This is a genomic window from Pseudomonas sp. GW821-FHT11G12, assembly GCF_058808055.1.
Window position 1 is genome coordinate 129,534 of record NZ_JBXARH010000012.1, and the last position, 21,296, is coordinate 150,829.

Below are 21,296 nucleotides of genomic sequence, written 5' to 3' on the forward strand. Positions count from 1 at the left end.
ATGAACTTTCAAAGGATCACGTGATAGCCGCTGAGTGCCTGGACCGACTTAACCAGGCCTTGTCGTTGCAGTAGATCAAGAAAGGTTTCGACGTCCATGGCAGGCATTTTCAGCTGGCGACGCTGCTTTGGGGCCGCAGCAACCACAGCTGCAGGATCAAGCCCAAAGAGGTTATCGACGAACTCGTCCGGATGCTGCGCCTCGATGCCGAAAGGCTCCAGCGTTTTGCATGGAAAGTCTTTCTGGTTGAAGGTCACTATCACACTTGCGCCGCAACGGATGGCCGCTGCCAGAACATGACGATCATCGCAGTCAGGCAACGTGAGTCCGGTAATCAGATCTTCATAGTCATGGACGCAGGCGTCGGGTATCGCTTGATCCATCAGGCCGGACGTACGATCCAGCTGTTCCATCGTCAGGTCAGGGCGGTTCTTCAGCAGATTGCGTTTCCATTCGCAGTGAATCTCCTGAGTCCATCTCGCCCGAAATCGTCCTGAGAGCGCAAGCCACATCAGAAAATCTCTCAAGGGAGCGGGGTACAAGACGCATGCATCGTATACAACTGTGAAAGAGGAATGCCTCACTCGTATCCTGTCCTTAACGCCTGGGCTTGTTCCGCGAGAAGCGCCATTGCCTGCTCGCTGGCGGTGGTGCGCCGGTTCTTATAGTCCATCAGATCGGCAAAGCGCACACGTCGGTGCTTGCCTGTTTTGTGGTAGGACAACTCGCCGCTTTCCAGCAGTTTTATGAGGTGTGGACGTGAGACGTTGAGCAGGTCGGCGGCTTCCTGGGTCGTCAATTCGGCATGCACCGGAACGACCTGGACCGCGTTGCCGGCTGCCAGCTCCGCCAGAATGTCGATCAGCAGGCGCAGGGCCGAGGTGGGAAGTTCGACGCGATGAGCTTCGTTCCGCTCGTCGAAAATCTGGATGTGCTGAGTCTCGAAATGGGTCGCGAGGTAAGCAGCCAGAGCGCGCTGTCCTTCAATGGCGGCTTTTACTTCGCGTTCTACAGGGAGGCTGATCGAGGGATGGATAACGGTCGACATGGCGAGTCCGGCTTTGGGAATGAGGAATGCCGGAACGTTATTCGAAATAAGCGAAAATCGCAATAAACGAAACGAATGCTGGTTTTACGACATTTCCGCCAACACCCCCTGCACATATTCAACAAACGCCCGTGCCTTTGCGCTGGCCATCCGTCCCGTCGGAAACACCGCCCACAATTCCTGCTTCGGCAACACCCAATCGCTCATGACAGCCTTCACTGCGCCACTGGCCAGTTCCGGCGCAAACATCCACTCCGAGCCCAGCCCCAGGCCCTGATGGGCGAGAACCGCCTCACGCAAACCTTCGGCAGCACTGACACGCAGGCGGCCATAGACGGTCACGGACTGTTCTTCGCCATCCTTGTTGAAATGCCAGGTCGCGCCACCGCCGCGGTTGTAGATGACGGCGCGATGTTGAGGCAGATCGGCAGGGCAGGCGGGTTCACCGTGACTGGCGAAGTAGGCCGGAGTGCCCAGCACGACGCGCCGGCATTCGGCGATCTTGCGTACGGTCAGGCCGGAGTCGCTGAGCGGGCCCAGGCGCAGGGCGATGTCGATGCCTTCTTCCACGAGGTTGATGTTCTGGTCGTCGAGCAGCAGGTCGACATTGAGCTGCGGGTGTTGATCGAGGAACGGCCCCAGGTGTGGAACCACATGCATCCGGCCGAAGGTCACGGCGGTGCTGATGCGCAGGTTGCCACTCAGGCCGCTGGCGGCGCCGCGAGCTGCATTGTCGGCCTCGTCGGCTTCTTCGAGGGTGCGTTTGGCCCGTTCGAAAAACGCCAGCCCGGCTTCGGTCGGCGTCAGGCCTCGGGTCGAACGCAACAGCAGGCGCACGGCGAGTCGGGTTTCGAGTTGGGCGATGGTTTTCGACACGGCCGGCTGACCGATATTCAGCCGCCGGGCGGCAGCGGAAAACGAGCCGGTTTCCACGACGTAGACAAAGGTTTCCATGGCGGCGAGGCGGTCCATCGGGTGTCCTTGTGCCAGTGATCAGAACGCGGCTTTGCCCACCGAGGCGCCGCCGTCGACAAACAAGGTCTGCCCGGTGATGAATCCGCTTTGCTCGGACAACAGAAAGGCAATGGCCGAAGCGATCTCTTCCGGTTGCCCGAGACGGCCCATCGGCACCCCGGCCAGATACCGCGCTTCACCTTCGCTGCCCGGCGGGTTGTTGGCGCGAAACAGTTCGGTCTCGGTCGGCCCCGGCGCGACGGCGTTGACGGTAATCCCGGTCTGCGCCAGTTCCAGCGCCCACGAGCGCGTGAAACTGACCAGCGCCGCTTTCGCCGCCGCATACGCGGTGCGCTGAGCGATACCGAGCACGGTCAGACTGGAAATGTTCACCACCCGGCCCCAGCCGCGCATGCGCATGCCCGGCAACAACGCCTGAGTCGCCTGCAAGGCCGAATGCAGGTTGACCCGCATCACATCGTCGAACGCATCGAGATCGATATCCCCCAACGCTTGCGGCCGCACCAGCCCGACATTGTTCACCAGTCCGTCGAACTCATAAGTGCGCGCCAGATCCGCCAGCACTTCACCGGCGAGCTTGCGATCACTCAGGTCCAGCGGAAACAGGATCCCCGGAAAGCTCAGGTCCGGCTGGCGGGCAATCCCCACCACCCGATGCCCGGCCCGATCCAGATGCTCGGCCAGCGCCCGCCCGATACCCTTGCTGGCGCCGGTGATGAGGAAGGTACGACGGGTCATGGCAACTCCTTGGGGGACGGACTGTTCGGGCAGTTTTGATGGGGTAAGGGTGCTGAGTGTAATGCGGGTTGTGCGTGGCGTCCTCTAACGGCATGAGGCGATTGCAACGGTTCTGGAAAACACGCTGCAACATTACCGAACGTCGTCCTGCGAATTTCTGTGCTTGAGTAAATATAACTCTAGGGTTACTTTTGTTTGGCCGAAGCAAGGAGACGCTTGGTGCAGAGCAGGTTATTGATCAAGGAGCTGGAGGAGGCAGGCTGGACGCTGGATCGGGTTACCGGCAGTCATCACATCTTCACGCACCGTTACAACCCTTACACGATTCCCGTTCCTCACCCGAAAAAGGATTTGCCGGTCGGAACGGTCAAGAGCATCAGGAGGCGTGCCGGGTTGCACAACCCGCCAGCCAGTTACAAAGGAGATCCGTAATGCAATATCCAATCTGCATCGAGTGGGGCGACGAGAACACCGCCATCGGTATTCAGATCCCCGATATTCCCGGCGCTGTGACGGCCGGAGATACGTTTGAGGATGCCTACAACGCTGCCGTCGAGATTGCACACATCATGCTGCAGGAGATTGCAGCGGAAGGTGATTCGATTCCGATGCCGACTTCTGCGGCTGCTCATCGCAACAATCCAGAGTTCGCGGACATGGGTTGGGGCATGCTGGAGCTGGACATCTCGCCCTACATGGGCAAGACCGAAAAGGTCAATGTGACACTGCCCGGTTACGTCATCCAGCGGATTGACCGCTACGTGCGAGAACATAATGTCAAAAGCCGCTCTTCCTTTCTGGCGGATGCCGCCATGGAAAAACTGGTTCGGCATTGAGCATCAGGCACTGTCGGATCAGCGATCCGACAGTGCCTTCAAGTTTCTAGGCAGTCGCCAAAACACCCTTTTGCGAAACACTCAAGAACCGCACCAGCGCCAGTAACGGGAACACGCTGCCGACGATCACGATCCACAGCCAGCCGCCGTGCTCATACACCGCGCTGGCGATCGATGAGCCGAAGGCACCGCCGATGAAGATGCTGGTCATGTACAGCGCGTTGAGGCGACCGCGGCTTTTGGCGTCGAGGGAGTAGACCGCGCGCTGGCCGAGTACCATGTTCATTTGCACGCAGAAGTCGAGCACGACGCCGGTCACGGCCAGGCCTATCACGCTGTAGGCCGGGTGGATGAAGGCGGGCAGGAAGCTCAGGCTGGCGAACAGCATGGCCAGCAGCGAGGCGACGCGAGTGTGGCCGGCGTCGGCCAGGCGTCCGCTGATCGGCGCGGCAATCGCACCGATGGCGCCGACCAGGGCGAAGATCGCGATTTCACTCTGGGACAGGCCATGGTTGCGCGCCAGTTCCAGTGGCACGGCGGTCCAGAACAGGCTGAAGGTGGCGAACATGCAGGCCTGGTAGAACGCCCGCTGACGCAGCACCGGTTGCTTGCGCAGCAGTGTCCACAACGATCCGAGCAACTGGCCGTAGGAAGCGCTGTGATCCGGCTGGCGTTTGGGCACGGTCAACGCCAGCACCACGCTGATTGCCGCCATCAACCCTGCCGCGATCATGAACATCGCCCGCCAGCCAAAATGGTCGGCGACTACGCTCGACACCGGACGCGCCAGCAGAATGCCCAACAGCAGGCCGCCCATGATTCCGCCGACGACACGTCCGCGAGATTCCTCCGGCGCCAGGTGCGCCGCCAAGGGCACCAGCACCTGCACCGACACCGAACTGAAACCTACCAGCAACGAAATCAGCAGGAACACATTGGGCTGATCGGTGAACGCCGCCCCGAGCAGACTGGCAATCGCCACCACCGTGGTGATGATCATCAAGCGGCGGTTTTCCAGCAGATCCGCCAGCGGCACCAGGAAGAACAGGCCCAGCGCATAACCGATCTGGGTCAGCGACACGATGAAACTGGCCATGGTGTCGGTCAGGCCGATGTCCGGGGCAATCAGGCCGATGATCGGCTGGGCGTAGTAGATGTTGGCAACGATGGCGCCGCAGCAGAAAGCGAACAGCAGCACCATGCCTCGGGTCATTGCGTGAGTTGTGGCGGTCATAGGGTTTCTCGATCCAGCGAAAAGGAATGCGGTGAGGCTAAGGGACGAACCGGGCCGGCGGTAGAAGCCTTGGATCGATATCAGTTATTCCGTTGCGGAATAGGTGGCGGCCGGTGAGGTGTCGTCCATCGGCGAACCTTGCGTCCGACCGGGGAGGGGCGATGATACATTCACTTACATCTTGTTCGATAGCGTGCTTATGTTGTCAGTGGATTTCCACCTGCAAACAACCGGAGGATTGCGATGTTTCGTCAGCTGCTTCGCCACACCACGACTCTTGCATTGATCGGCGTGCTCAGCGCCGGCAGCGTCTACGCCGGTGACGCCCCGGGGATGCGCATTGGCGTGCGCGGCGAAATCACCGGGGTCAGCCCCGAGTCGCTCAAGGTTCACGTCAACAGCGGTGAAAACGTGGTGGTTCAGTTGACCCCGGACACCAAGGTCCGCGCGGTTACCCTGGCCAATATCGAAGACATCAAGCCCGGCAGTTACATTGGCTCGGCAGCCATTCCCCAGGAGGATGGGACACTCAAGGCGTTGGAGGTGCATGTCTTCCCGCCGGAGTTGGCGGGCAGCGGCGATGGCCATCGGCCGTTCGACCTGGCCAAGGGCAGCAGCATGACCAATGGCAGCGTCGGCGATCTGGTGGTGAGCAACGGCCGGGTGCTGACCGTCAATTACAAGGGCGGCCAGCAGAAGATTCTCGTGCCGGAGGACGTGCCGATCGTCAACCTGACGCCGGGCGATCGCAGCCTGCTCAAGGTTGGCGTGAAGATCGTCACCTTCGTGACCCAGAGCGCGGACGGCACGTTGACCGCGCAATCGATCTCGGCGGGCAAGGATGGCGTGAAACCGCCGATGTAAAAGCCCCTCACCCTAGCCCTCTCCCAGAGGGAGAGGGGACTGATTGGGGGATGCATGAGAGGTACGCCGACCTGAACGTGCTGTGGTGAATCCATAATCGATAAGGTCTTTCAGGTCGATGTAACTCGCCAGACACCTCGGTAGGCCCCCTCTCCCTCCGGGCGGTCCGACGTTTCGGGAGGGCTGGGGTGAGGGTAAAGCGGCCACAAAAAAAGGCGACCACTGAGGGTCGCCTTTTTCACGCCAGCCTAAACTCTACTGCCCGCTATAAATCTGGTCGAAGATCCCGCCATCGTTGAAGTGGGTCTTCTGCACGGTGCGCCAGTCGCCGAAGGTCTTCTCGACCGACAGGAAGTCGACTTTCGGGAAGCGGTCGGTGTATTTGGCCAGTACCGCCGGGTCACGTGGACGCAGGTAGTTGGCGGCAGCGATTTCCTGGCCTTCCGGCGACCACAGGTACTTCAGGTATTCCTCGGCGGCTGCGCGGGAGCCTTTCTTCTCGACCACTTTGTCGACCACCGACACAGGCGGCTCGGCTTCGGCGGAGACGCTTGGGTAGATGACTTCGAACTGGTCGCGGCCGAATTCGCGGGCGATCATTTCGGCTTCGTTTTCGAAGGTTACCAGCACGTCGCCGATCTGGTTGGTCATGAACGTGGTAGTCGCGGCGCGGCCACCGGTGTCCAGCACTGGCGCTTGCTTGAACAGCTTGCCGACGAAGTCTTTCGCCTTGTTCTCGTCACCGCCGTTTTTCAGCACGTAGCCCCAGGCGGACAGATAGGTGTAGCGGCCGTTGCCCGAGGTTTTAGGGTTCGGCACGATCACCTGCACGCCGTCCTTGAGCAGGTCCGGCCAGTCTTTCAGGGCTTTCGGGTTGCCTTTGCGGACGATGAACACGGTGGCCGAGGTGAACGGCGCGCTGTTGTTCGGCAGACGGGTGACCCAGTCCTTCGGCACCAGTTGACCGTTGTCCGCCAGGGCGTTGATGTCGGTGGCCATGTTCATGGTAATGACGTCAGCCGGCAGGCCGTCGATGACCGAGCGCGCCTGTTTGCTTGAGCCACCGAAAGACATCTGCACGGTGATGCTCTCTTTGTGTTCGGCCTGCCAGTGTTTCTGGAACGCAGCGTTGTAGTCCTTGTAGAAATCGCGCATCACGTCGTAGGAAACGTTGAGCAGAGTCGGTGCGGCTTGAGCGACGCTACCGAAGGCAAGACCAGCGGCGAGAAGTGAGGCGCCAAAGAGTTTTTTCACTGCGCATTCCTTGTTCTGTAGGGGGTGTCTTTACAAAGATGAGGCCATTTGCCAGCGACTATAGCGGGGCGCGCATAGTCACTTAAAGATTAAAAAGAACTTTGCTTATTCCATTTTCTTGAACAGCGCATTGCCACAACGGGAGCAGAACGACGCTTCCTGTTCATGGCTGTTTTTTGTGCACACCGGGCAGTCGTGCTGCAACTGACCCCCGCGCATGGCCGTGGCCAGTTCAGCGGTGAAAATCCCGGTGGGCACGGCGATGATCGAGTAACCAGTCACCATCACCAGCGACGAAATCACCTGGCCGAGAACGGTCTTGGGCACGATGTCGCCGTAACCCACGGTGGTCAGGGTCACGATAGCCCAATAGATGCCTTTGGGAATGCTGGTGAAACCGTGCTCCGGGCCTTCGACCACGTACATCAAGGTGCCGAACACCGTGACCAGGGTGCAGACGCTGAGCAGGAACACGAGGATTTTCTGCTTGCTGCCGCGCAGGGCGTCGAGCAGGTAATGCGCCTGTTTCAGGTACGGGCCGAGCTTGAGTACGCGGAAGATCCGCAGCATCCGGATCACCCGGATGATCAGCAGGTACTGGGCATCGCTGTAATACAGCGCGAGGATGCCGGGCACGATCGCCAGCAAGTCCACCAGCCCGTAGAAACTGAAGGCGTAGCGCAGCGGTTTGGGCGAGCAGTACAGGCGCAGCAGGTACTCGCCGAGGAAGATGACCGTGAAGCCCCATTCGATGTACGCCAGCACATTGGCGTAGTTCTGGTGGACGTCGTCGATGCTGTCGAGGATCACGATCACCAGACTGGCGAAGATGATCAGCAGCAGGGTCTTGTCGAAACGGCGGCCAGCCACCGTGTCGGTCTGGAAAATGATCACGTACAGGCGATCACGCCACGTGTTGTTACCGTTCATGCACATCGCCTTGGCCATCAATCAGCGCAGCCTAGGTTGATTCTCCCCGTTAGCGCAAGGCGCGGCGTTGATCTGCGGTTGGCGCATCAGGCGAATGCCGGTGCGCAGCAGCCAGCAGGCGAGAATGAAGGGCGCCGTGAGGGTCGCCAGACCCAGGGCGCTGAACAGTGGCGTCAACAACAGTGCCAGGCCGATGCCGAACAACGGCAGCCACGGTTGCTGGCGTTGTGCGCTGAAGGCGAGGGCGGCGAGCACCGCGTTGTAGCCGCCCAGACCCAGCAGCGCGACCTGGCTGTCGTGGTGCAACAGGCTGGAACCCAGGCCAATCACCGAAGCCAACAGCGCCCAGGCGAAGGCTCGGCGATCGGCGATCAGCAAACCGGCAGCGATCAATCCACCGGCCAACGGATGGTCGAGGAACATCACCTGACCAAAGCCTTTCAGGGCGGCACCAAGCAGGTTCAGGGTGTTCAGTTCAAGTGCTGGCGCCGGCGTCGAAGGCTCGGCGAAACACAGGAACACCCAGCTCAGCAACACGAACGGCGCGGTGTAGGCGGGCAGGTATTCAGTGAGGCGTGCGCGTTTGAGCCACTGCTGCGTGATCATCGCACTCAGGCCACCGGCCGCCAGAATCAGCGGCGGCAGCATTGGCGACCAGGGGAAATACAGGCTCAGCAACAGGCCGACCAGGACGCCGTTGTAGCTGAACAGTCCGGCCTGGCGATCCGCCTTGGCATAGTTGCGGCGTTGCGCGGTGAGCAAACCGGCGACCGCGCCGAGCAGCGCGCCGGCGAACAGCACCGGCGCGGTGAATAAAATGGCCAAAAGGCACAGGAGTCCACACAGCGGATGGCGCTGGAGGAATATCTGACTGAAGCCGTTGAGCAAAGCCTCGGCCCAGTCGGGGCAGTGGGTGTTGAAATGGTTGGCAGGCATGTCTGGAGAATCTGGGCAGTGGGGAAATCAAAAGGTCTTGCTTGAAGCTGTGGCGAGGGAGCTCGTATCCGGTGAATGCGGTGTCTCTTGTGGAAACCGTCATGCCGAGCGACGGGAGCACGCTCCCTCGCCACACAGGTGTTACTTAAATCAATGTTTCGATCCGCAGCGAATTAGTCGACCCCGGTTGCCCAAACGGCACACCCGCGGTGATCAGCAACGTATCGCCACGCTCGGCCATTCCTTGAGCCTGAGCGATTTCCAGCGCGGTCGAGCACACCTCATCCACCTGACGCAGGCGATCATTGACCACCGAGTGAATGCCCCACGCCACGCTCAAGCGGCGGGCGGTCTGCAGGTTCGGTGTCAGGTTGAGGATCGGCGCCTTTGGCCGCTCCCGCGCCGCACGCAGACTCGATGCACCGGACTCGCTGTAATTGACCAGTACCGCCACCGGCAGCACGTTGCTGATGCGACGGATCGCGCAACTGATCGCATCGGACACGGTCGCTTCGGCTTTCGGCCGGCTGACGTCGAGTTGGGTCTGGTAATCCGGACCGTTCTCCACCTGGCGGATGATCTTGCTCATCATCTGCACGGCTTCCAGCGGGTACTCGCCGGACGCGGTTTCGGCCGACAGCATCACCGCGTCGGCGCCTTCGGCCACGGCGTTGGCCACGTCGGTGACTTCGGCGCGGGTCGGCGCCGGGGAGAAGCGCATCGATTCGAGCATCTGCGTCGCCACCACCACCGGTTTGCCGAGCTGGCGGCATGTGGTGATGATGTTTTTCTGGATCTGCGGCACGCTCTCGGCCGGCACTTCCACGCCGAGGTCACCGCGAGCCACCATGATCGCGTCGCTCAGTTCGGCGATTTCGCGCAGTTGCTCCACGGCTGACGGCTTCTCGATCTTCGCCATCAGGAACGCCTTGTCGCCGATCAGTGCGCGGGCTTCGATAATGTCCTGCGGACGCTGCACGAACGACAGCGCGACCCAGTCCACACCCAGCTCCAGACCGAAGCTCAGGTCGCGGCGATCCTTGGTGGTCAACGGGCTCAGGTCGAGCACCGCTTGCGGCACGTTCACGCCTTTGCGATCCGACAATTCGCCGCCATTGAGCACGGTGGTGTCGATCGCATCGGTGTATTTGGTGACGACGCGCAGACGCAGTTTGCCGTCATCCAGCAGCAGGTCCATCCCGGCTTCCAGCGCGGCGATGATCTCCGGATGCGGCAGGTTCACCCGGCGTTCGTCGCCCGGCGTCGCGTCCAGATCAAGGCGGAACGCCTGACCGCGATGCAACTGAACCTTGCCGTCAGCGAACTTGCCGACCCGCAGCTTCGGCCCTTGCAGGTCCATCAGGATCCCGAGCGGATAGTTGAGCTGGCGCTCGACTTCGCGGATCCACTGATAGCGCTTGGCGTGGTCGGCGTGATCGCCGTGGCTGAAGTTGAGGCGGAAGATATTGACCCCGGCCTCGACCAGCTCGCGGATGTCTTCGATGCCGTCGACGGCAGGCCCGAGGGTGGCGAGGATTTTGACCTTTTTATCAGGCGTCATGATTTAGAGCTCTCGAGGATCAGGATGGCGCGGAAGTCGTTGACGTTGGTGCGGGTCGGCTCGGTGACGATCAGCGCATCGAGCGCCTCGAAGTAGCCGTAACCGTTGTTGTTATCCAGCTCGTCGCTGGCGCTCAGGCCCAGGGCGGCGGCGCGGGCGTAGCTGTCCGGGGTCATGATCGCGCCGGCGTTGTCTTCCGAGCCGTCGATGCCGTCGGTGTCACCGGCCAAGGCATAGACGCCCGGCTGGCCCTTGAGGCTGTCGGTGAGGCTGAGGAGGAACTCGGCGTTGCGTCCGCCACGGCCATTGCCGCGCACGGTCACGGTGGTTTCGCCGCCTGAGAGAATCACGCACGGCGCCGCCAGCGGCTGGCCGTGATGAATGATCTGGCGGGCGATGCCGGCGTGGACTTTCGCCACTTCGCGGGATTCGCCTTCCAGGTCGCCGAGGATCAGTGTGCTGAAACCGGCCTGACGGCATTTCACCGCTGCGGCATCCAGCGATTGCTGAGGTCGGGCGATCAACTGGAAGTGACTGCGGGCCAGGCTCGGATCACCGGGTTTGACGGTTTCCGATTCCGGGCTTTGCAGCCAGCTGCGCACCGATGCCGGAATCTCGATGCCGTAGCGCTTGATGATCGCCAGCGCTTCGGCGCTGGTGCTCGGGTCGGCCACGGTCGGGCCGGAGGCGATGACCGTGGCGAGGTCGCCCGGTACATCGGAAATCGCATAGGTATAAATAGTCGCCGGCCAGCAGGCCTTGCCCAGGCGTCCGCCCTTGATCGCCGAGAGGTGCTTGCGCACGCAGTTCATCTCGCCGATGGTCGCGCCGGATTTGAGCAGGGCTTTGTTGATCGACTGCTTGTCGGCCAGGGTGATGCCTTCGGCCGGCAGCGCCAGCAGGGCAGAGCCACCGCCGGACAGCAGGAAAATCACGCGGTCGTCTTCGGTCAGGTTGCTGACCAGTTCCAGCACACGTTTGGCCACGGCCAGACCGGCAGCGTCCGGCACCGGGTGCGCGGCTTCGACCACTTCGATTTTTTCGCACGGGGCGCCGTGACCGTAGCGGGTCACCACGAGGCCCGAGACTTCACCTTCCCAGCATCGCTCGACCACTTGCGCCATGGCGGCGGCGGCCTTGCCGGCGCCGATGACGATCACGCGACCGCTGCGATCGGCAGGCAGATGGGCTTCGAGGACCTGGTTCGGATGGGCCGCGTCGATGGCTGTGGCAAACAGCTCGCGCAGCAGTTGTTGCGGATCGACCGACATGGCGGGCTCCCAATCTTATTGTTCTTGGTTAGTGCAGGTGATCGTTCCCACGCTCTGCGTGGGAATGCCTCAATGGACGCTCTGCGTCCGCTTCGGCAGGGACGCGGAGCGTCCCGGGCTGCATTCCCACGCGGACGGTTCGACGCCTCGACGTGGAAACGAGCGACGGGGCAGGGCTTACTTCTTGTCGCGAATCGAGAAGTTGGCCATGTGTTCCAGGCCCTTGATCAGCGCCGAGTGGTCCCAGTTGCTGCCACCGATGGCCGCGCAGGTGCTGAACACTTGCTGGGCGTTGGCGGTGTTCGGCAGGTTGATGTTCAGCTCCTTGGCGCCTTGCAGGGCCAGGTTCAGGTCCTTCTGGTGCAGGCTGATGCGGAAGCCCGGATCGAAGGTGCCTTTGATCATGCGCTCGCCGTGTACTTCGAGGATCTTCGAGGACGCGAAACCGCCCATCAGCGCTTCACGCACCTTGGCCGGATCGGCACCGTTTTTCGAAGCGAACAGCAGGGCTTCGGCGACGGCCTGAATGTTCAGGGCGACGATGATCTGGTTCGCGACTTTGGCGGTCTGACCGTCGCCATTGCCACCGACCAGGGTGATGTTCTTGCCCATGGCCTGGAACAGCGGCAGTGCGCGTTCGAAGGCATCGGCGTCGCCACCGACCATGATGCTCAGGGTCGCAGCCTTGGCACCGACTTCACCACCGGACACTGGAGCGTCGAGGTATTGCGCGCCTTTTTCGTTGATCTTCGCCGCGAAAGATTTGGTGGCGGTCGGCGAGATCGAGCTCATGTCGATCACCACCTTGCCTTTGCCGATGCCGGCAGCGACGCCGTCGGCGCGGAACAGCACGTCATCGACCTGCGGGGTATCCGGCACCATGACGATGATGAATTCAGCTTCCTGCGCCACTTCGCGCGGGTTGGCCAGGGCGACGGCGCCAGCGGCGACCAGGTCGGCAGGGGCGGCGTCGTGGTGCGCCGACAGGAACAGGCTGTGACCGGCTTTCTGCAGGTTCGCCGCCATTGGGTGGCCCATGATGCCGGTGCCGATGAATCCGATTTTAGCCATGAGAAATTCCTCTTGTTTTTGTCTTGCTCAAGCAAATAGGGGGTCAGATCGCGTTGTGGGTCTTCAGCCAGCCGAGGCCCGCTTCAGTGGTGGTCAGCGGTTTGTACTCGCAGCCGACCCAGCCCTGATAACCGATGCGATCGAGGTGTTCGAACAGGAAGCGGTAGTTGATTTCGCCAGTGCCCGGTTCGTTGCGGCCCGGGTTGTCGGCGAGCTGCACATGGTTGATCTCGGCCAGGTGCGATTGCAGGGTCCGGGCCAGATCGCCTTCCATGATTTGCATGTGATAGATGTCGTATTGCAGGAACAGGTTGGCGCTGCCGACCTGCTCGCGAATCGACAGGGCCTGCGCCGTGTTGTTCAGGTAGAAACCCGGGATGTCGCGGGTGTTGATCGCTTCCATCACCAGTTTGATACCGACGGCTTGCAGCTTGTCGGCGGCGTACTTGAGGTTGGCGACGAAAGTCTTTTCAACGGTGGCATCGTCCACGCCTTGCGGACGGATACCGGCCAGGCAATTGACCTGGGTGTTGCCCAGCACCTGTGCGTAGGCGATGGCCAGATCGACCCCGGCGCGGAATTCTTCGACCCGGTCCGGCAGGCACGCGATACCGCGCTCGCCCTTGGCCCAGTCACCGGCCGGCAGGTTGAACAGCACTTGGGTCAGACCGTTGGCGTCGAGTTTGGCCTTGATTTCGGCAGAGCTGAAATCGTAGGGGAACAGGTATTCAACACCGCTGAAGCCAGCCTTGGCGGCGGCGTCGAAACGGGCAAGGAAATCCTGTTCGGTGAACAGCATGGACAGGTTGGCTGCGAAACGCGGCATGGTGGTCTCCTAAAACGGTTTTGACGCGGGTGGTCAGACTAAACCCAATCAGTCCCCTCTCCAGAGGGAGAGGGTTAGGGTGAGGGGGGAATCAGGGTTGGCCCAAAATTCCCCGAACGACACAAAATCGCTCCCTTACCCCAGCCCTCTCCCGGAGGGAGAGGGAGCCAGTTACGTTCAGTCGAGCAACGAAATCGCCGTTGGCGCATCGTTGCCGACCAGCGCCAGGTCTTCGAATTCGTTGACGGCGTTGATCTCGGTACCCATGGAGATGTTGGTCACACGCTCCAGAATGATCTCGACGATCACCGGCACCTTGAACTCTTCGATCATCTGTTCGGCCTTGCGCAGGGCAGGGGCGATTTCAGACGGTTCGAACACACGCAGCGCCTTGCAGCCCAGGCCTTCGGCAACCGCGATGTGGTCGACACCGTAACCATTGAGTTCCGGCGCGTTCAGGTTATCGAAGGACAGCTGCACGCAGTAGTCCATTTCGAACCCGCGCTGGGCCTGACGGATCAGCCCCAGGTACGAGTTGTTCACCACGACGTGGATGTACGGCAGATTGAACTGAGCGCCGACCGCCAGTTCCTCGATCATGAACTGGAAGTCATAGTCCCCCGACAGGGCCACGACTTTACGGTTCGGATCGGCCTTCACCACGCCCAGCGCTGCCGGAATGGTCCAGCCCAACGGGCCGGCCTGGCCGCAGTTGATCCAGTGACGCGGCTTGTAGACGTGCAGGAACTGCGCGCCGGCAATCTGCGACAGACCGATGGTGCTGACGTAGCAGGTGTCCTTACCGAACACCTGGTTCATTTCTTCATACACGCGCTGCGGCTTGACCGGCACGTTGTCGAAGTGGGTCTTGCGTTGCAGGCTGGACTTGCGCTGCTGGCAGTCTTGCAGCCATGCACTGCGGTTTTTCAGTTTGCCGGCGGCTTGCCATTCACGAGCGACTTCGATGAACACGGTCAGCGCGGCGGCAGCGTCGGAAACGATGCCCAGGTCCGGGGTGAACACGCGGCCGATCTGGGTGCCTTCGATGTCGACGTGAATGAACTTGCGACCTTCGGTGTACACGTCGACCGAACCGGTGTGACGGTTGGCCCAGCGGTTACCGATGCCCAGCACCACGTCGGATTTCAGCATCGTGGCGTTGCCGTAACGGTGCGAAGTCTGCAGACCGACCATGCCGACCATCAGCGGGTGATCGTCCGGAATGGTGCCCCAGCCCATCAGGGTCGGGATGACCGGGATGCCGGTCAGCTCGGCGAACTCCACCAGCAGGTCGCTGGCGTCGGCATTGATGATGCCGCCACCGGCCACCAGCAATGGACGCTCGGCCTGATCGAGCAGTGCCAGGGCCTTTTCAACCTGCACGCGAGTCGCGCTTGGCTTGGCCAGCGGCAGTGGCTGGTAGGCGTCGATGTCGAATTCGATTTCAGCCATCTGCACGTCGAACGGCAGGTCGATCAGCACCGGGCCCGGACGGCCGGAGCGCATTTCAAAGAAGGCTTTCTGGAACGCGTAAGGCACCTGGCCCGGCTCCAGAACGGTGGTTGCCCACTTGGTTACTGGCTTGACGATGCTGGTGATGTCGACCGCCTGGAAGTCTTCCTTGTGCATACGGGCGCGGGGGGCTTGCCCTGTGATGCAGAGGATCGGGATCGAGTCCGCGGAGGCGCTGTACAGGCCGGTGACCATGTCGGTGCCGGCAGGACCGGAAGTACCGATGCACACGCCGATGTTGCCGGCCTTGGTGCGGGTGTAGCCCTCGGCCATGTGCGAGGCGCCTTCAACGTGGCGAGCAAGGACGTGATCGATGCCACCGACTTTCTGCAGGGCGGAATACAGCGGGTTGATTGCAGCGCCCGGAATGCCAAAAGCGGTATCAACCCCTTCACGGCGCATCACCAGAACGGCGGCTTCGATTGCTCTCATTTTGCTCATGGTTTTGTGCCTCTTTACGTTTTGTAATTGTATACAAGTGGCTTTGCGCAGAGTGTATTCACGGCGGACGGCGCAGGTCAATCCATTTTCTCAAGCGGCTGTTTCATTCGTCGGAAGCCTGTTCTGCTGTGGCTTTTCGTCGCATGGAGCGCTTTTCGAGAATTATTGTATACAAAAAAATAATTCATTGTGTTCTATTTGTTGCATCGGGCTGCGGCACAAACGCGCAGCCCAACGGCTTTCCCAATAACAAAATGAGGACGGCACCATGAGCGCTTTAACCTTGAAAGTCGCAGTCAACCTGGTCAACGAAGCCATCAGCGCAGGGCGGGCGATCTCCGCCGCGCCGCTGACCATTGCAGTACTGGATACCGGCGGCCACCTGGTCACCTTGCAACGCGAAGACGGCGCCAGTCTGCTGCGCCCGAACATCGCCATCGGCAAAGCCTGGGGCGCCATCGCCCTGGGCAAGGGCTCGCGCCTGCTGGCGCTGGACGCGCAACAACGCCCGGCCTTCATCGCCGCGCTCAACAGCATGGGGCAGGGCAGCGTCGTGCCGGCACCGGGTGGTGTGTTGATTCGTGATCAGGCGGGGAACGTGCTGGGAGCGATCGGCATCAGCGGCGATCTGTCGGATGTCGATGAGCAAGTGGCGATCAAGGCTGTGGAGGCCCTGGATCTGCGGGCGGATGCGGGGGTGGCGGCCTGACGGGAACTGAATCATCCCCGTTGGTATTGAGGTGATGACGAATCGGGGTGGCGTCGATAGACTGCCGCCCCGTTTTTGTATCAAGGAAGATCAGCGTGAAGACGCTACTTGGCTTTTCTCTGGCCACGGCCATGACCCTCATCACTCCCTTTCTGCACGCCGCCGAACCGCTGGACGCCGAAGACATCGCGTTCCAGGCGCTGAGTCCGGTGGTTACTGCGCTGATCAATGCCGACGATGTTCCTGAATTGATGGCGCGGGCCGAGAAGCTCGAAGACACCGATACCTTGCAGGCCATTGCGGTTTATCTCGCGGCCACTCGTGAAGACCCCAAGCAGATGCTCGCGCCTTATCAGGTTGCCGCGCTGTTTGCCCGCCGTGGCGACGACAAACTGGCCTTGCGCTTCCTGCAAGAGGCTGACGATCGTGGCATGTGGTTCGGCCCATTGCTGGCCGGCGACGAGGATTTTTCCGACCTGCGCGAGACCGCCACCTACAAAGCCGTATTGGCCAGTGCGCAGCAGCGCTACAAGACCATCGCTCCCGGCAAGGTCGGCGCCATTTCAGTGCTCAACCCGTCGGCGGATATTCCCGCGCCCAAGGCGTGCCGTCCGGTGGTGGTCTGGCTGCACGGCTACGGTATCAACGGCGAGCTCGACGAGAGCTACCAACCACTCGCTGATACCGGGGCCATTATCCTTGGCATCAACGGTACCGAGATGATCAATGCGGTGGACAGCTTCCGCTGGATCGGCCCGGGCTTTGAAGGCACCCATCAGACGGTGCAGAACGGCTTGAACCAATTGGCGGCGCAGCAATGCATCGATCGCAAGCACGTCTACCTGATGGGCTTCTCTCAAGGTTCACAACACGCGGGCGCCTTGCTGGCGCAACATCCGGATGACTACGCGGGTGCTCTGTTGCTGTCACCTGGCGGCCGGCAGCCGACACCGACGGTGAGCAAGGCGCACGGCAAAAGGGTGTTTGTGATCAACGGCAAGATGGAAGGGTCGGGCAATCGGCAGATGGCCACGGACTTCCGCAAACTGTTCAGTGACGGCAACGAAGTCAAATCCCGTACCCATGAAGGCGGGCATTCCTTCCCGGACGACTGGAGCACCTCCTTGCCGCAAGCGCTGCGCTGGTTGATGGGTAGCGACGCCTGAAACAAAAAAATCGCAGGTCTGGCCACGTCTTCAGGACGCTTTGGCCAGGCCTGCGATTTTTTTTGCGTGTGTGTCGCGCTGTCAGTCCGGTTCGCAGCCCTTGAGGACCAACCGGATGATGGTTTGCGCCGCGGCTTCATAGTCGGCTTCGTCGAGCTTTTCCTTGCCGGTCACGGCGGAGATCTGCCAGTCGAAGTCGGCGTAGGTCTGGGTCGCGGCCCAGATGCTGAACATCAGGTGATTAGGGTCGATCGGGGCGATCTGGCCGCGGTCGATCCAGCTCTGGATGCAGTCGATGTTGTGCTTGGCCTGGCTGTTCAGCTGCTCGACCAGGTCGGCGCTCAGGTGCGGGGCGCCGTGCATGATTTCGCTGGCGAACACCTTCGAGGCAAACGGCAGGTCGCGGGAGATGCGGATCTTCGAGCGGATGTAGCCGCTCAGCACTTCGCTCGGTACGCCGTCCGGGTTGAACGGAGTCGAGGCCTGCAGGATCGGCACGATGATGCTTTCCAGAACCTCGCGGTAGAGGTTTTCCTTGGACTTGAAGTAGTAGTAGACGTTGGGCTTGGGCAATCCCGCCTTGGCGGCGATGTCGCTGGTTTTGGTCGCAGCGAAGCCCTTGTCGGCGAACTCCTCACTGGCGGCACGCAGGATCAGTTCTTTGTTGCGCTCGCGGATTGTGCTCATAAACCCGGTGGTTCCTTGCCTGTACTGGCGGTTGCGCATGGTAGCACCGGCCTCGCGCGGCGCTCAACAATGCCCCGTGTGGTCTGCAGTCGCGGTATGCTGCGCGGCATTATTCACATAAGGAAACAAGATTCATGGCAGGAAGCAGTTTGCTGGTGCTGATCGACGACATCGCCACCGTTCTGGATGATGTGGCGTTGATGAGCAAAATGGCCGCCAAGAAGACCGCCGGGGTGCTCGGCGATGACTTGGCGCTCAATGCCCAGCAGGTCTCGGGCGTGCGCGCCGAGCGGGAAATTCCCGTGGTGTGGGCGGTAGCCAAGGGCTCGTTCGTCAACAAACTGATCCTGGTGCCGTCAGCGCTGGCCATCAGTGCCTTTGTGCCGTGGCTGGTGACGCCGCTGTTGATGGTTGGCGGCGCGTATCTGTGCTTCGAGGGCTTCGAGAAACTCGCGCACCCGCTGCTGCACGGCAAGGACGAAGATCAGGCCGAGCATGCGCAGTTGACTGAAGCGGTGGCCGATCCTGCAACCGATCTGGTGGCCTACGAGAAGGACAAGATCAAAGGCGCAATCCGCACCGACTTCATCCTCTCGGCGGAAATCATTGCCATCACCCTCGGCACCGTGGCCGAGGCTTCACTGACGCAGCAAGTGATCGTGATGTCGGGTATCGCCATCGTCATGACCGTGGGCGTTTATGGCCTGGTGGCCGGCATCGTCAAACTTGATGACCTCGGCCTGTGGCTGACCCAGAAACCCGGCGCTGCGGCGAAACGCATCGGCAACGCGATCCTGCGCGCCGCGCCTTACATGATGAAAGGCCTGTCGGTGATCGGCACGGCGGCGATGTTCCTGGTTGGCGGCGGCATCCTGACCCATGGCGTACCGGTGGTGCATCACTGGATCGAGAGCATGGGGGCTGCGGCGGGCAGCGTAGGGTTTGCTGTACCCGTGTTGCTCAATGGCGTGGCGGGGGTTGTCGCGGGTGCGGTGGTGCTGGCTGTTGTATCGGTCGTCGGCAAGCTCTGGAAAGCGCTGAAGGGCTGATTTACGGCTCAATGAAAAAGGCCATTCGATTCGCATCGAATGGCCTTTTTTGTGGCTGCCGGTTTTACTCGGCGATCTGCAGTTTGCGCGATTCGGTGTACACGTAGCGCACCTTCTCGTACTCGAACGGCGAGTTCATCTGACCGTAGCGGAAGTGGGTCTGATAGCGCTTGTCGACTGCACGCAGGGCCCAGATTTCCGGGTGGTTTTCGCTGACTTTCGACACGTTCAGGTAGTTGATCGCCGATTCGGCGGTGTAGTCCACGGCGAGGCCGGCGGTGTCGCGGATGTTCGACGGGCCGAGGATCGGCAGCACGAAGTAGGCGCCGCCCGGTACGCCGTAGAAACCCAGGGTCTGGCCGAAGTCTTCGCTCTGGCGCGGCAGGCCCATGGCGGTGGCCGGGTCCCACAGGCCGGCGATGCCGATGGTGGTGTTGAGCAGCAGGCGCGCGGTGGTTTCCATCGAACGCTTGCCCTTGAACTGCAACAGGCTGTTGACCAGGTTCGGCACGTCGCCGAGGTTGTTGAAGAAGTTGCTCACGCCGGAACGCACGAAACCGGGTGTGACGTAGCGATAGCCGTCGACCACCGGCAGGAACACCCATTGGTCGAAGCGGTAGTTGAAGTGGTAGACCCGACGGTTCCACGATTCCAGCGGGTCATACACGTTCAGCGCGTTGAGCGTCGAGCGCTCGAACTCGCGCTGGTCCAGCCCCGGGTTGAACTTGAGTTTGGACAGCGGCTCCTTGAAGCCGTCACTGTCGACTACCACGGGTGCGTTGGCTTTGCTGTTGTCGGCCTGGGCCACGCCTGCACAGAGTAACGCTGCAAACAGCAGGAGATATTTAGCCACGGAAGAACTCCAGCATGGCGTCGCTGTTGACGCGGTAGTTAAGGTTGCCGCAATGGCCGCCCAGTGGATAAACCGTCAGGCGATCGCCGAAGGTCTTGCGCAGGAAACCGAGGTCGCCCGGGCCGAGGATCACGTCGTCGGCGTTGTGCATCACGGCGATTTTCGGGCTGTCGTGCAGGTAGTCCTTGAGGGCATACAGGCTGACCTGATCGATCAGTTGCAGCAGGCTGCCGCCATCGGTGCGGGCGCGCCACATCGGGATCACCTGTTCGGTGAGGTAGCAGTCGAAGTCACATTGCAGCGCACGCTTGAGGAACGGCGTGAGGCTGGTGCCTTCGGTGATCGGGAATTTCGGCGGGGTGATCAGGCCGCGACGGTTGATCAGGTCCGAGGTGAAGGCAATGTCCGCCGCCGAGAAGCGGAACGAGGTGCCGATCAGCATCGCCATCTGTTCGTTGCTCAGGTGCTGCTTGGACTGTTGGAAGTCATAGAGCAGGGCATCGTTGAGATCGATGTAGCCTTTCTGCTGGAAGTAACGGGTCAGCTTGCCCAGCACCAGTTCATAGAACGTGGTGCTGTTGTTGATGCCCTTGACCTCGGTCTGCACCAGCTTGTCGAGGTTGGTGACCGAGGTGTAGAGGTTGACCGGCGGGTTCAGCAACAGGACTTTCTTGAAGTTGAAGCTGCGACGGGTTTCGTCCAGGTGGGCGACGAACGCCGCGTCCAGCGCACCGAGGCTGTAGCCGCTGAGGTAATAGTCGGTGACCGGCAGTTTCGGGTTCTGAGCACGCACGGCCTGCATCACCCGGTACATGTCTTCGGCGTCTTCCTTGGTCACGCCGGGGGTGGCGAAACGCGAGGCGGCGCTCATGAAGTCGAAACTGGTCGGGGAGGACAGCTGCACCACGTGGTAGCCGGCCTTGTAGTAGAGCTTTTTCAGGTACTCGTTGAGGGTGCTGTCATAGCGTGCGCCGGTGCCGGCGATCAGGAAGATCAGCGGGGCGGCCTTGTCCTGGGTGGCGATGCGATACGTCAGTTTTTTCACCGGCCAGAAATTGTCCGGCAGGATGAATTCGCGTTCCGGGCGCAGGGTGACGCTGCGGTCGGTCTGATTGATGTCATCGTCCGACGGCAACTCCGGACGCAGGTCCGGCGGCGTGGTGGCGATGGTCGCTTCGAACGGGTTGGTCAGGGGATAGCCATAACTGGCGGCGTCGATATCCACCGCCAGCGCGGACGCACTCAGAATAAGGCCGCCCAGCAGGGCGACGAAGCGCAAGGATCGGAGCATGACTGAATCCCTTAAAGGAAGGTGCCGAATGAGGTTCGCAGGCT

The 21,296-nt window shown here is 61.2% G+C and carries 22 protein-coding genes; 6 read left to right on the forward strand and 16 right to left on the reverse strand.

Going from position 1 to position 21,296, the window contains the following annotated elements; translation table 11 throughout:
* Positions 1 to 8 precede the first annotated feature (8 nt).
* From AC1RR7_RS28015 to AC1RR7_RS28030, 4 genes are all read right to left on the reverse strand, one after another.
* Positions 9 to 584 (reverse strand): PIN domain-containing protein, encoded by a 576-nt coding sequence (locus AC1RR7_RS28015; RefSeq protein ID WP_493158826.1) that lies wholly within the window; start codon positions 582 to 584, stop codon positions 9 to 11.
* Positions 581 to 1,048 (reverse strand): helix-turn-helix domain-containing protein, encoded by a 468-nt coding sequence (locus AC1RR7_RS28020; RefSeq protein ID WP_096822147.1) that lies wholly within the window; start codon positions 1,046 to 1,048, stop codon positions 581 to 583. Before AC1RR7_RS28020 ends, AC1RR7_RS28015 begins: the two co-directional genes overlap by 4 nt.
* A gap of 84 nt (positions 1,049 to 1,132) precedes the next feature.
* Positions 1,133 to 2,020, reverse strand: coding sequence for a LysR family transcriptional regulator (locus AC1RR7_RS28025; RefSeq protein WP_493158827.1), 888 nt, complete (start codon positions 2,018 to 2,020; stop codon positions 1,133 to 1,135).
* 21 nt (positions 2,021 to 2,041) lie between these two features.
* Complete coding sequence (locus AC1RR7_RS28030) at positions 2,042 to 2,761, reverse strand: SDR family oxidoreductase (protein ID WP_493158828.1); 720 nt, start codon at positions 2,759 to 2,761, stop codon at positions 2,042 to 2,044.
* A 219-nt stretch (positions 2,762 to 2,980) separates the two neighbouring features.
* Here AC1RR7_RS28030 and AC1RR7_RS28035 point away from each other — a divergent pair, with 219 nt between their 5' ends.
* Complete coding sequence (locus AC1RR7_RS28035) at positions 2,981 to 3,193, forward strand: type II toxin-antitoxin system HicA family toxin (protein WP_096822144.1); 213 nt, start codon at positions 2,981 to 2,983, stop codon at positions 3,191 to 3,193.
* Positions 3,193 to 3,597: a type II toxin-antitoxin system HicB family antitoxin gene (locus AC1RR7_RS28040; protein WP_096822143.1), complete on the forward strand. Its 405-nt coding sequence runs from the start codon at positions 3,193 to 3,195 to the stop codon at positions 3,595 to 3,597. The genes AC1RR7_RS28035 and AC1RR7_RS28040 overlap by 1 nt, the downstream gene beginning before the upstream one ends.
* A 46-nt stretch (positions 3,598 to 3,643) precedes the next feature.
* Here AC1RR7_RS28040 and AC1RR7_RS28045 read toward each other — a convergent pair whose 3' ends face one another.
* Positions 3,644 to 4,831: an MFS transporter gene (locus AC1RR7_RS28045; protein ID WP_096822142.1), complete on the reverse strand. Its 1,188-nt coding sequence runs from the start codon at positions 4,829 to 4,831 to the stop codon at positions 3,644 to 3,646.
* A 243-nt stretch (positions 4,832 to 5,074) separates the two neighbouring features.
* Here AC1RR7_RS28045 and AC1RR7_RS28050 point away from each other — a divergent pair, with 243 nt between their 5' ends.
* Positions 5,075 to 5,695 carry a hypothetical protein gene (locus AC1RR7_RS28050; RefSeq protein WP_493158829.1) on the forward strand — a complete coding sequence of 207 codons (621 nt, stop codon included), beginning with the start codon at positions 5,075 to 5,077 and terminating at the stop codon, positions 5,693 to 5,695.
* A gap of 255 nt (positions 5,696 to 5,950) precedes the next feature.
* Here the strand turns inward: AC1RR7_RS28050 and AC1RR7_RS28055 are convergent, their stop codons facing one another.
* From AC1RR7_RS28055 to gcl, 8 genes are all read right to left on the reverse strand, one after another.
* A complete protein-coding gene (locus AC1RR7_RS28055; RefSeq protein WP_102620357.1) occupies positions 5,951 to 6,949 on the reverse strand; it encodes a sulfate ABC transporter substrate-binding protein in 999 nt (332 codons plus the stop codon).
* Between the two features lie 105 nt (positions 6,950 to 7,054).
* Positions 7,055 to 7,879 carry an ion transporter gene (locus tag AC1RR7_RS28060; protein WP_102620358.1) on the reverse strand — a complete coding sequence of 275 codons (825 nt, stop codon included), beginning with the start codon at positions 7,877 to 7,879 and terminating at the stop codon, positions 7,055 to 7,057.
* A 21-nt stretch (positions 7,880 to 7,900) separates the two neighbouring features.
* On the reverse strand, positions 7,901 to 8,815 hold the full coding sequence (locus AC1RR7_RS28065) for an urea transporter (protein WP_096822138.1): 915 nt from the start codon (positions 8,813 to 8,815) through the stop codon (positions 7,901 to 7,903).
* 145 nt (positions 8,816 to 8,960) lie between these two features.
* A complete protein-coding gene (gene pyk / locus AC1RR7_RS28070) occupies positions 8,961 to 10,376 on the reverse strand; it encodes a pyruvate kinase (protein ID WP_096822137.1) in 1,416 nt (471 codons plus the stop codon).
* Positions 10,373 to 11,647 carry a glycerate kinase type-2 family protein gene (locus AC1RR7_RS28075; protein WP_493158830.1) on the reverse strand — a complete coding sequence of 425 codons (1,275 nt, stop codon included), beginning with the start codon at positions 11,645 to 11,647 and terminating at the stop codon, positions 10,373 to 10,375. Before AC1RR7_RS28075 ends, pyk begins: the two co-directional genes overlap by 4 nt.
* A 177-nt stretch (positions 11,648 to 11,824) precedes the next feature.
* Positions 11,825 to 12,718, reverse strand: coding sequence for a 2-hydroxy-3-oxopropionate reductase (locus AC1RR7_RS28080; protein ID WP_493158831.1), 894 nt, complete (start codon positions 12,716 to 12,718; stop codon positions 11,825 to 11,827).
* A 43-nt stretch (positions 12,719 to 12,761) separates the two neighbouring features.
* Complete coding sequence (gene hyi / locus AC1RR7_RS28085) at positions 12,762 to 13,544, reverse strand: hydroxypyruvate isomerase (RefSeq protein WP_007959286.1); 783 nt, start codon at positions 13,542 to 13,544, stop codon at positions 12,762 to 12,764.
* 177 nt (positions 13,545 to 13,721) lie between these two features.
* Complete coding sequence (gene gcl / locus AC1RR7_RS28090) at positions 13,722 to 15,497, reverse strand: glyoxylate carboligase (protein ID WP_102620361.1); 1,776 nt, start codon at positions 15,495 to 15,497, stop codon at positions 13,722 to 13,724.
* A gap of 268 nt (positions 15,498 to 15,765) precedes the next feature.
* On the opposite strand from gcl, the gene AC1RR7_RS28095 reads away from it, so the two are divergent.
* Entirely contained in the window at positions 15,766 to 16,206 is a 441-nt protein-coding gene (locus AC1RR7_RS28095) for a GlcG/HbpS family heme-binding protein (protein ID WP_085710524.1), read from the forward strand.
* A 95-nt stretch (positions 16,207 to 16,301) separates the two neighbouring features.
* Positions 16,302 to 17,372 carry an alpha/beta hydrolase-fold protein gene (locus AC1RR7_RS28100; protein WP_493158832.1) on the forward strand — a complete coding sequence of 357 codons (1,071 nt, stop codon included), beginning with the start codon at positions 16,302 to 16,304 and terminating at the stop codon, positions 17,370 to 17,372.
* A gap of 81 nt (positions 17,373 to 17,453) precedes the next feature.
* Here the strand turns inward: AC1RR7_RS28100 and AC1RR7_RS28105 are convergent, their stop codons facing one another.
* Complete coding sequence (locus AC1RR7_RS28105; protein ID WP_096822132.1) at positions 17,454 to 18,059, reverse strand: TetR/AcrR family transcriptional regulator; 606 nt, start codon at positions 18,057 to 18,059, stop codon at positions 17,454 to 17,456.
* A 134-nt stretch (positions 18,060 to 18,193) separates the two neighbouring features.
* On the opposite strand from AC1RR7_RS28105, the gene AC1RR7_RS28110 reads away from it, so the two are divergent.
* Positions 18,194 to 19,108, forward strand: a complete 915-nt coding sequence (locus AC1RR7_RS28110) for a DUF808 domain-containing protein (protein ID WP_102620363.1) — start codon at positions 18,194 to 18,196, stop codon at positions 19,106 to 19,108.
* A gap of 64 nt (positions 19,109 to 19,172) precedes the next feature.
* Here AC1RR7_RS28110 and AC1RR7_RS28115 read toward each other — a convergent pair whose 3' ends face one another.
* Both AC1RR7_RS28115 and AC1RR7_RS28120 read right to left on the reverse strand, forming a co-directional pair.
* Complete coding sequence (locus AC1RR7_RS28115; protein ID WP_096822130.1) at positions 19,173 to 19,961, reverse strand: MlaA family lipoprotein; 789 nt, start codon at positions 19,959 to 19,961, stop codon at positions 19,173 to 19,175.
* A complete protein-coding gene (locus AC1RR7_RS28120) occupies positions 19,954 to 21,252 on the reverse strand; it encodes a serine/threonine protein kinase (RefSeq protein ID WP_096822129.1) in 1,299 nt (432 codons plus the stop codon). Before AC1RR7_RS28120 ends, AC1RR7_RS28115 begins: the two co-directional genes overlap by 8 nt.
* Positions 21,253 to 21,296 lie beyond the last annotated feature (44 nt).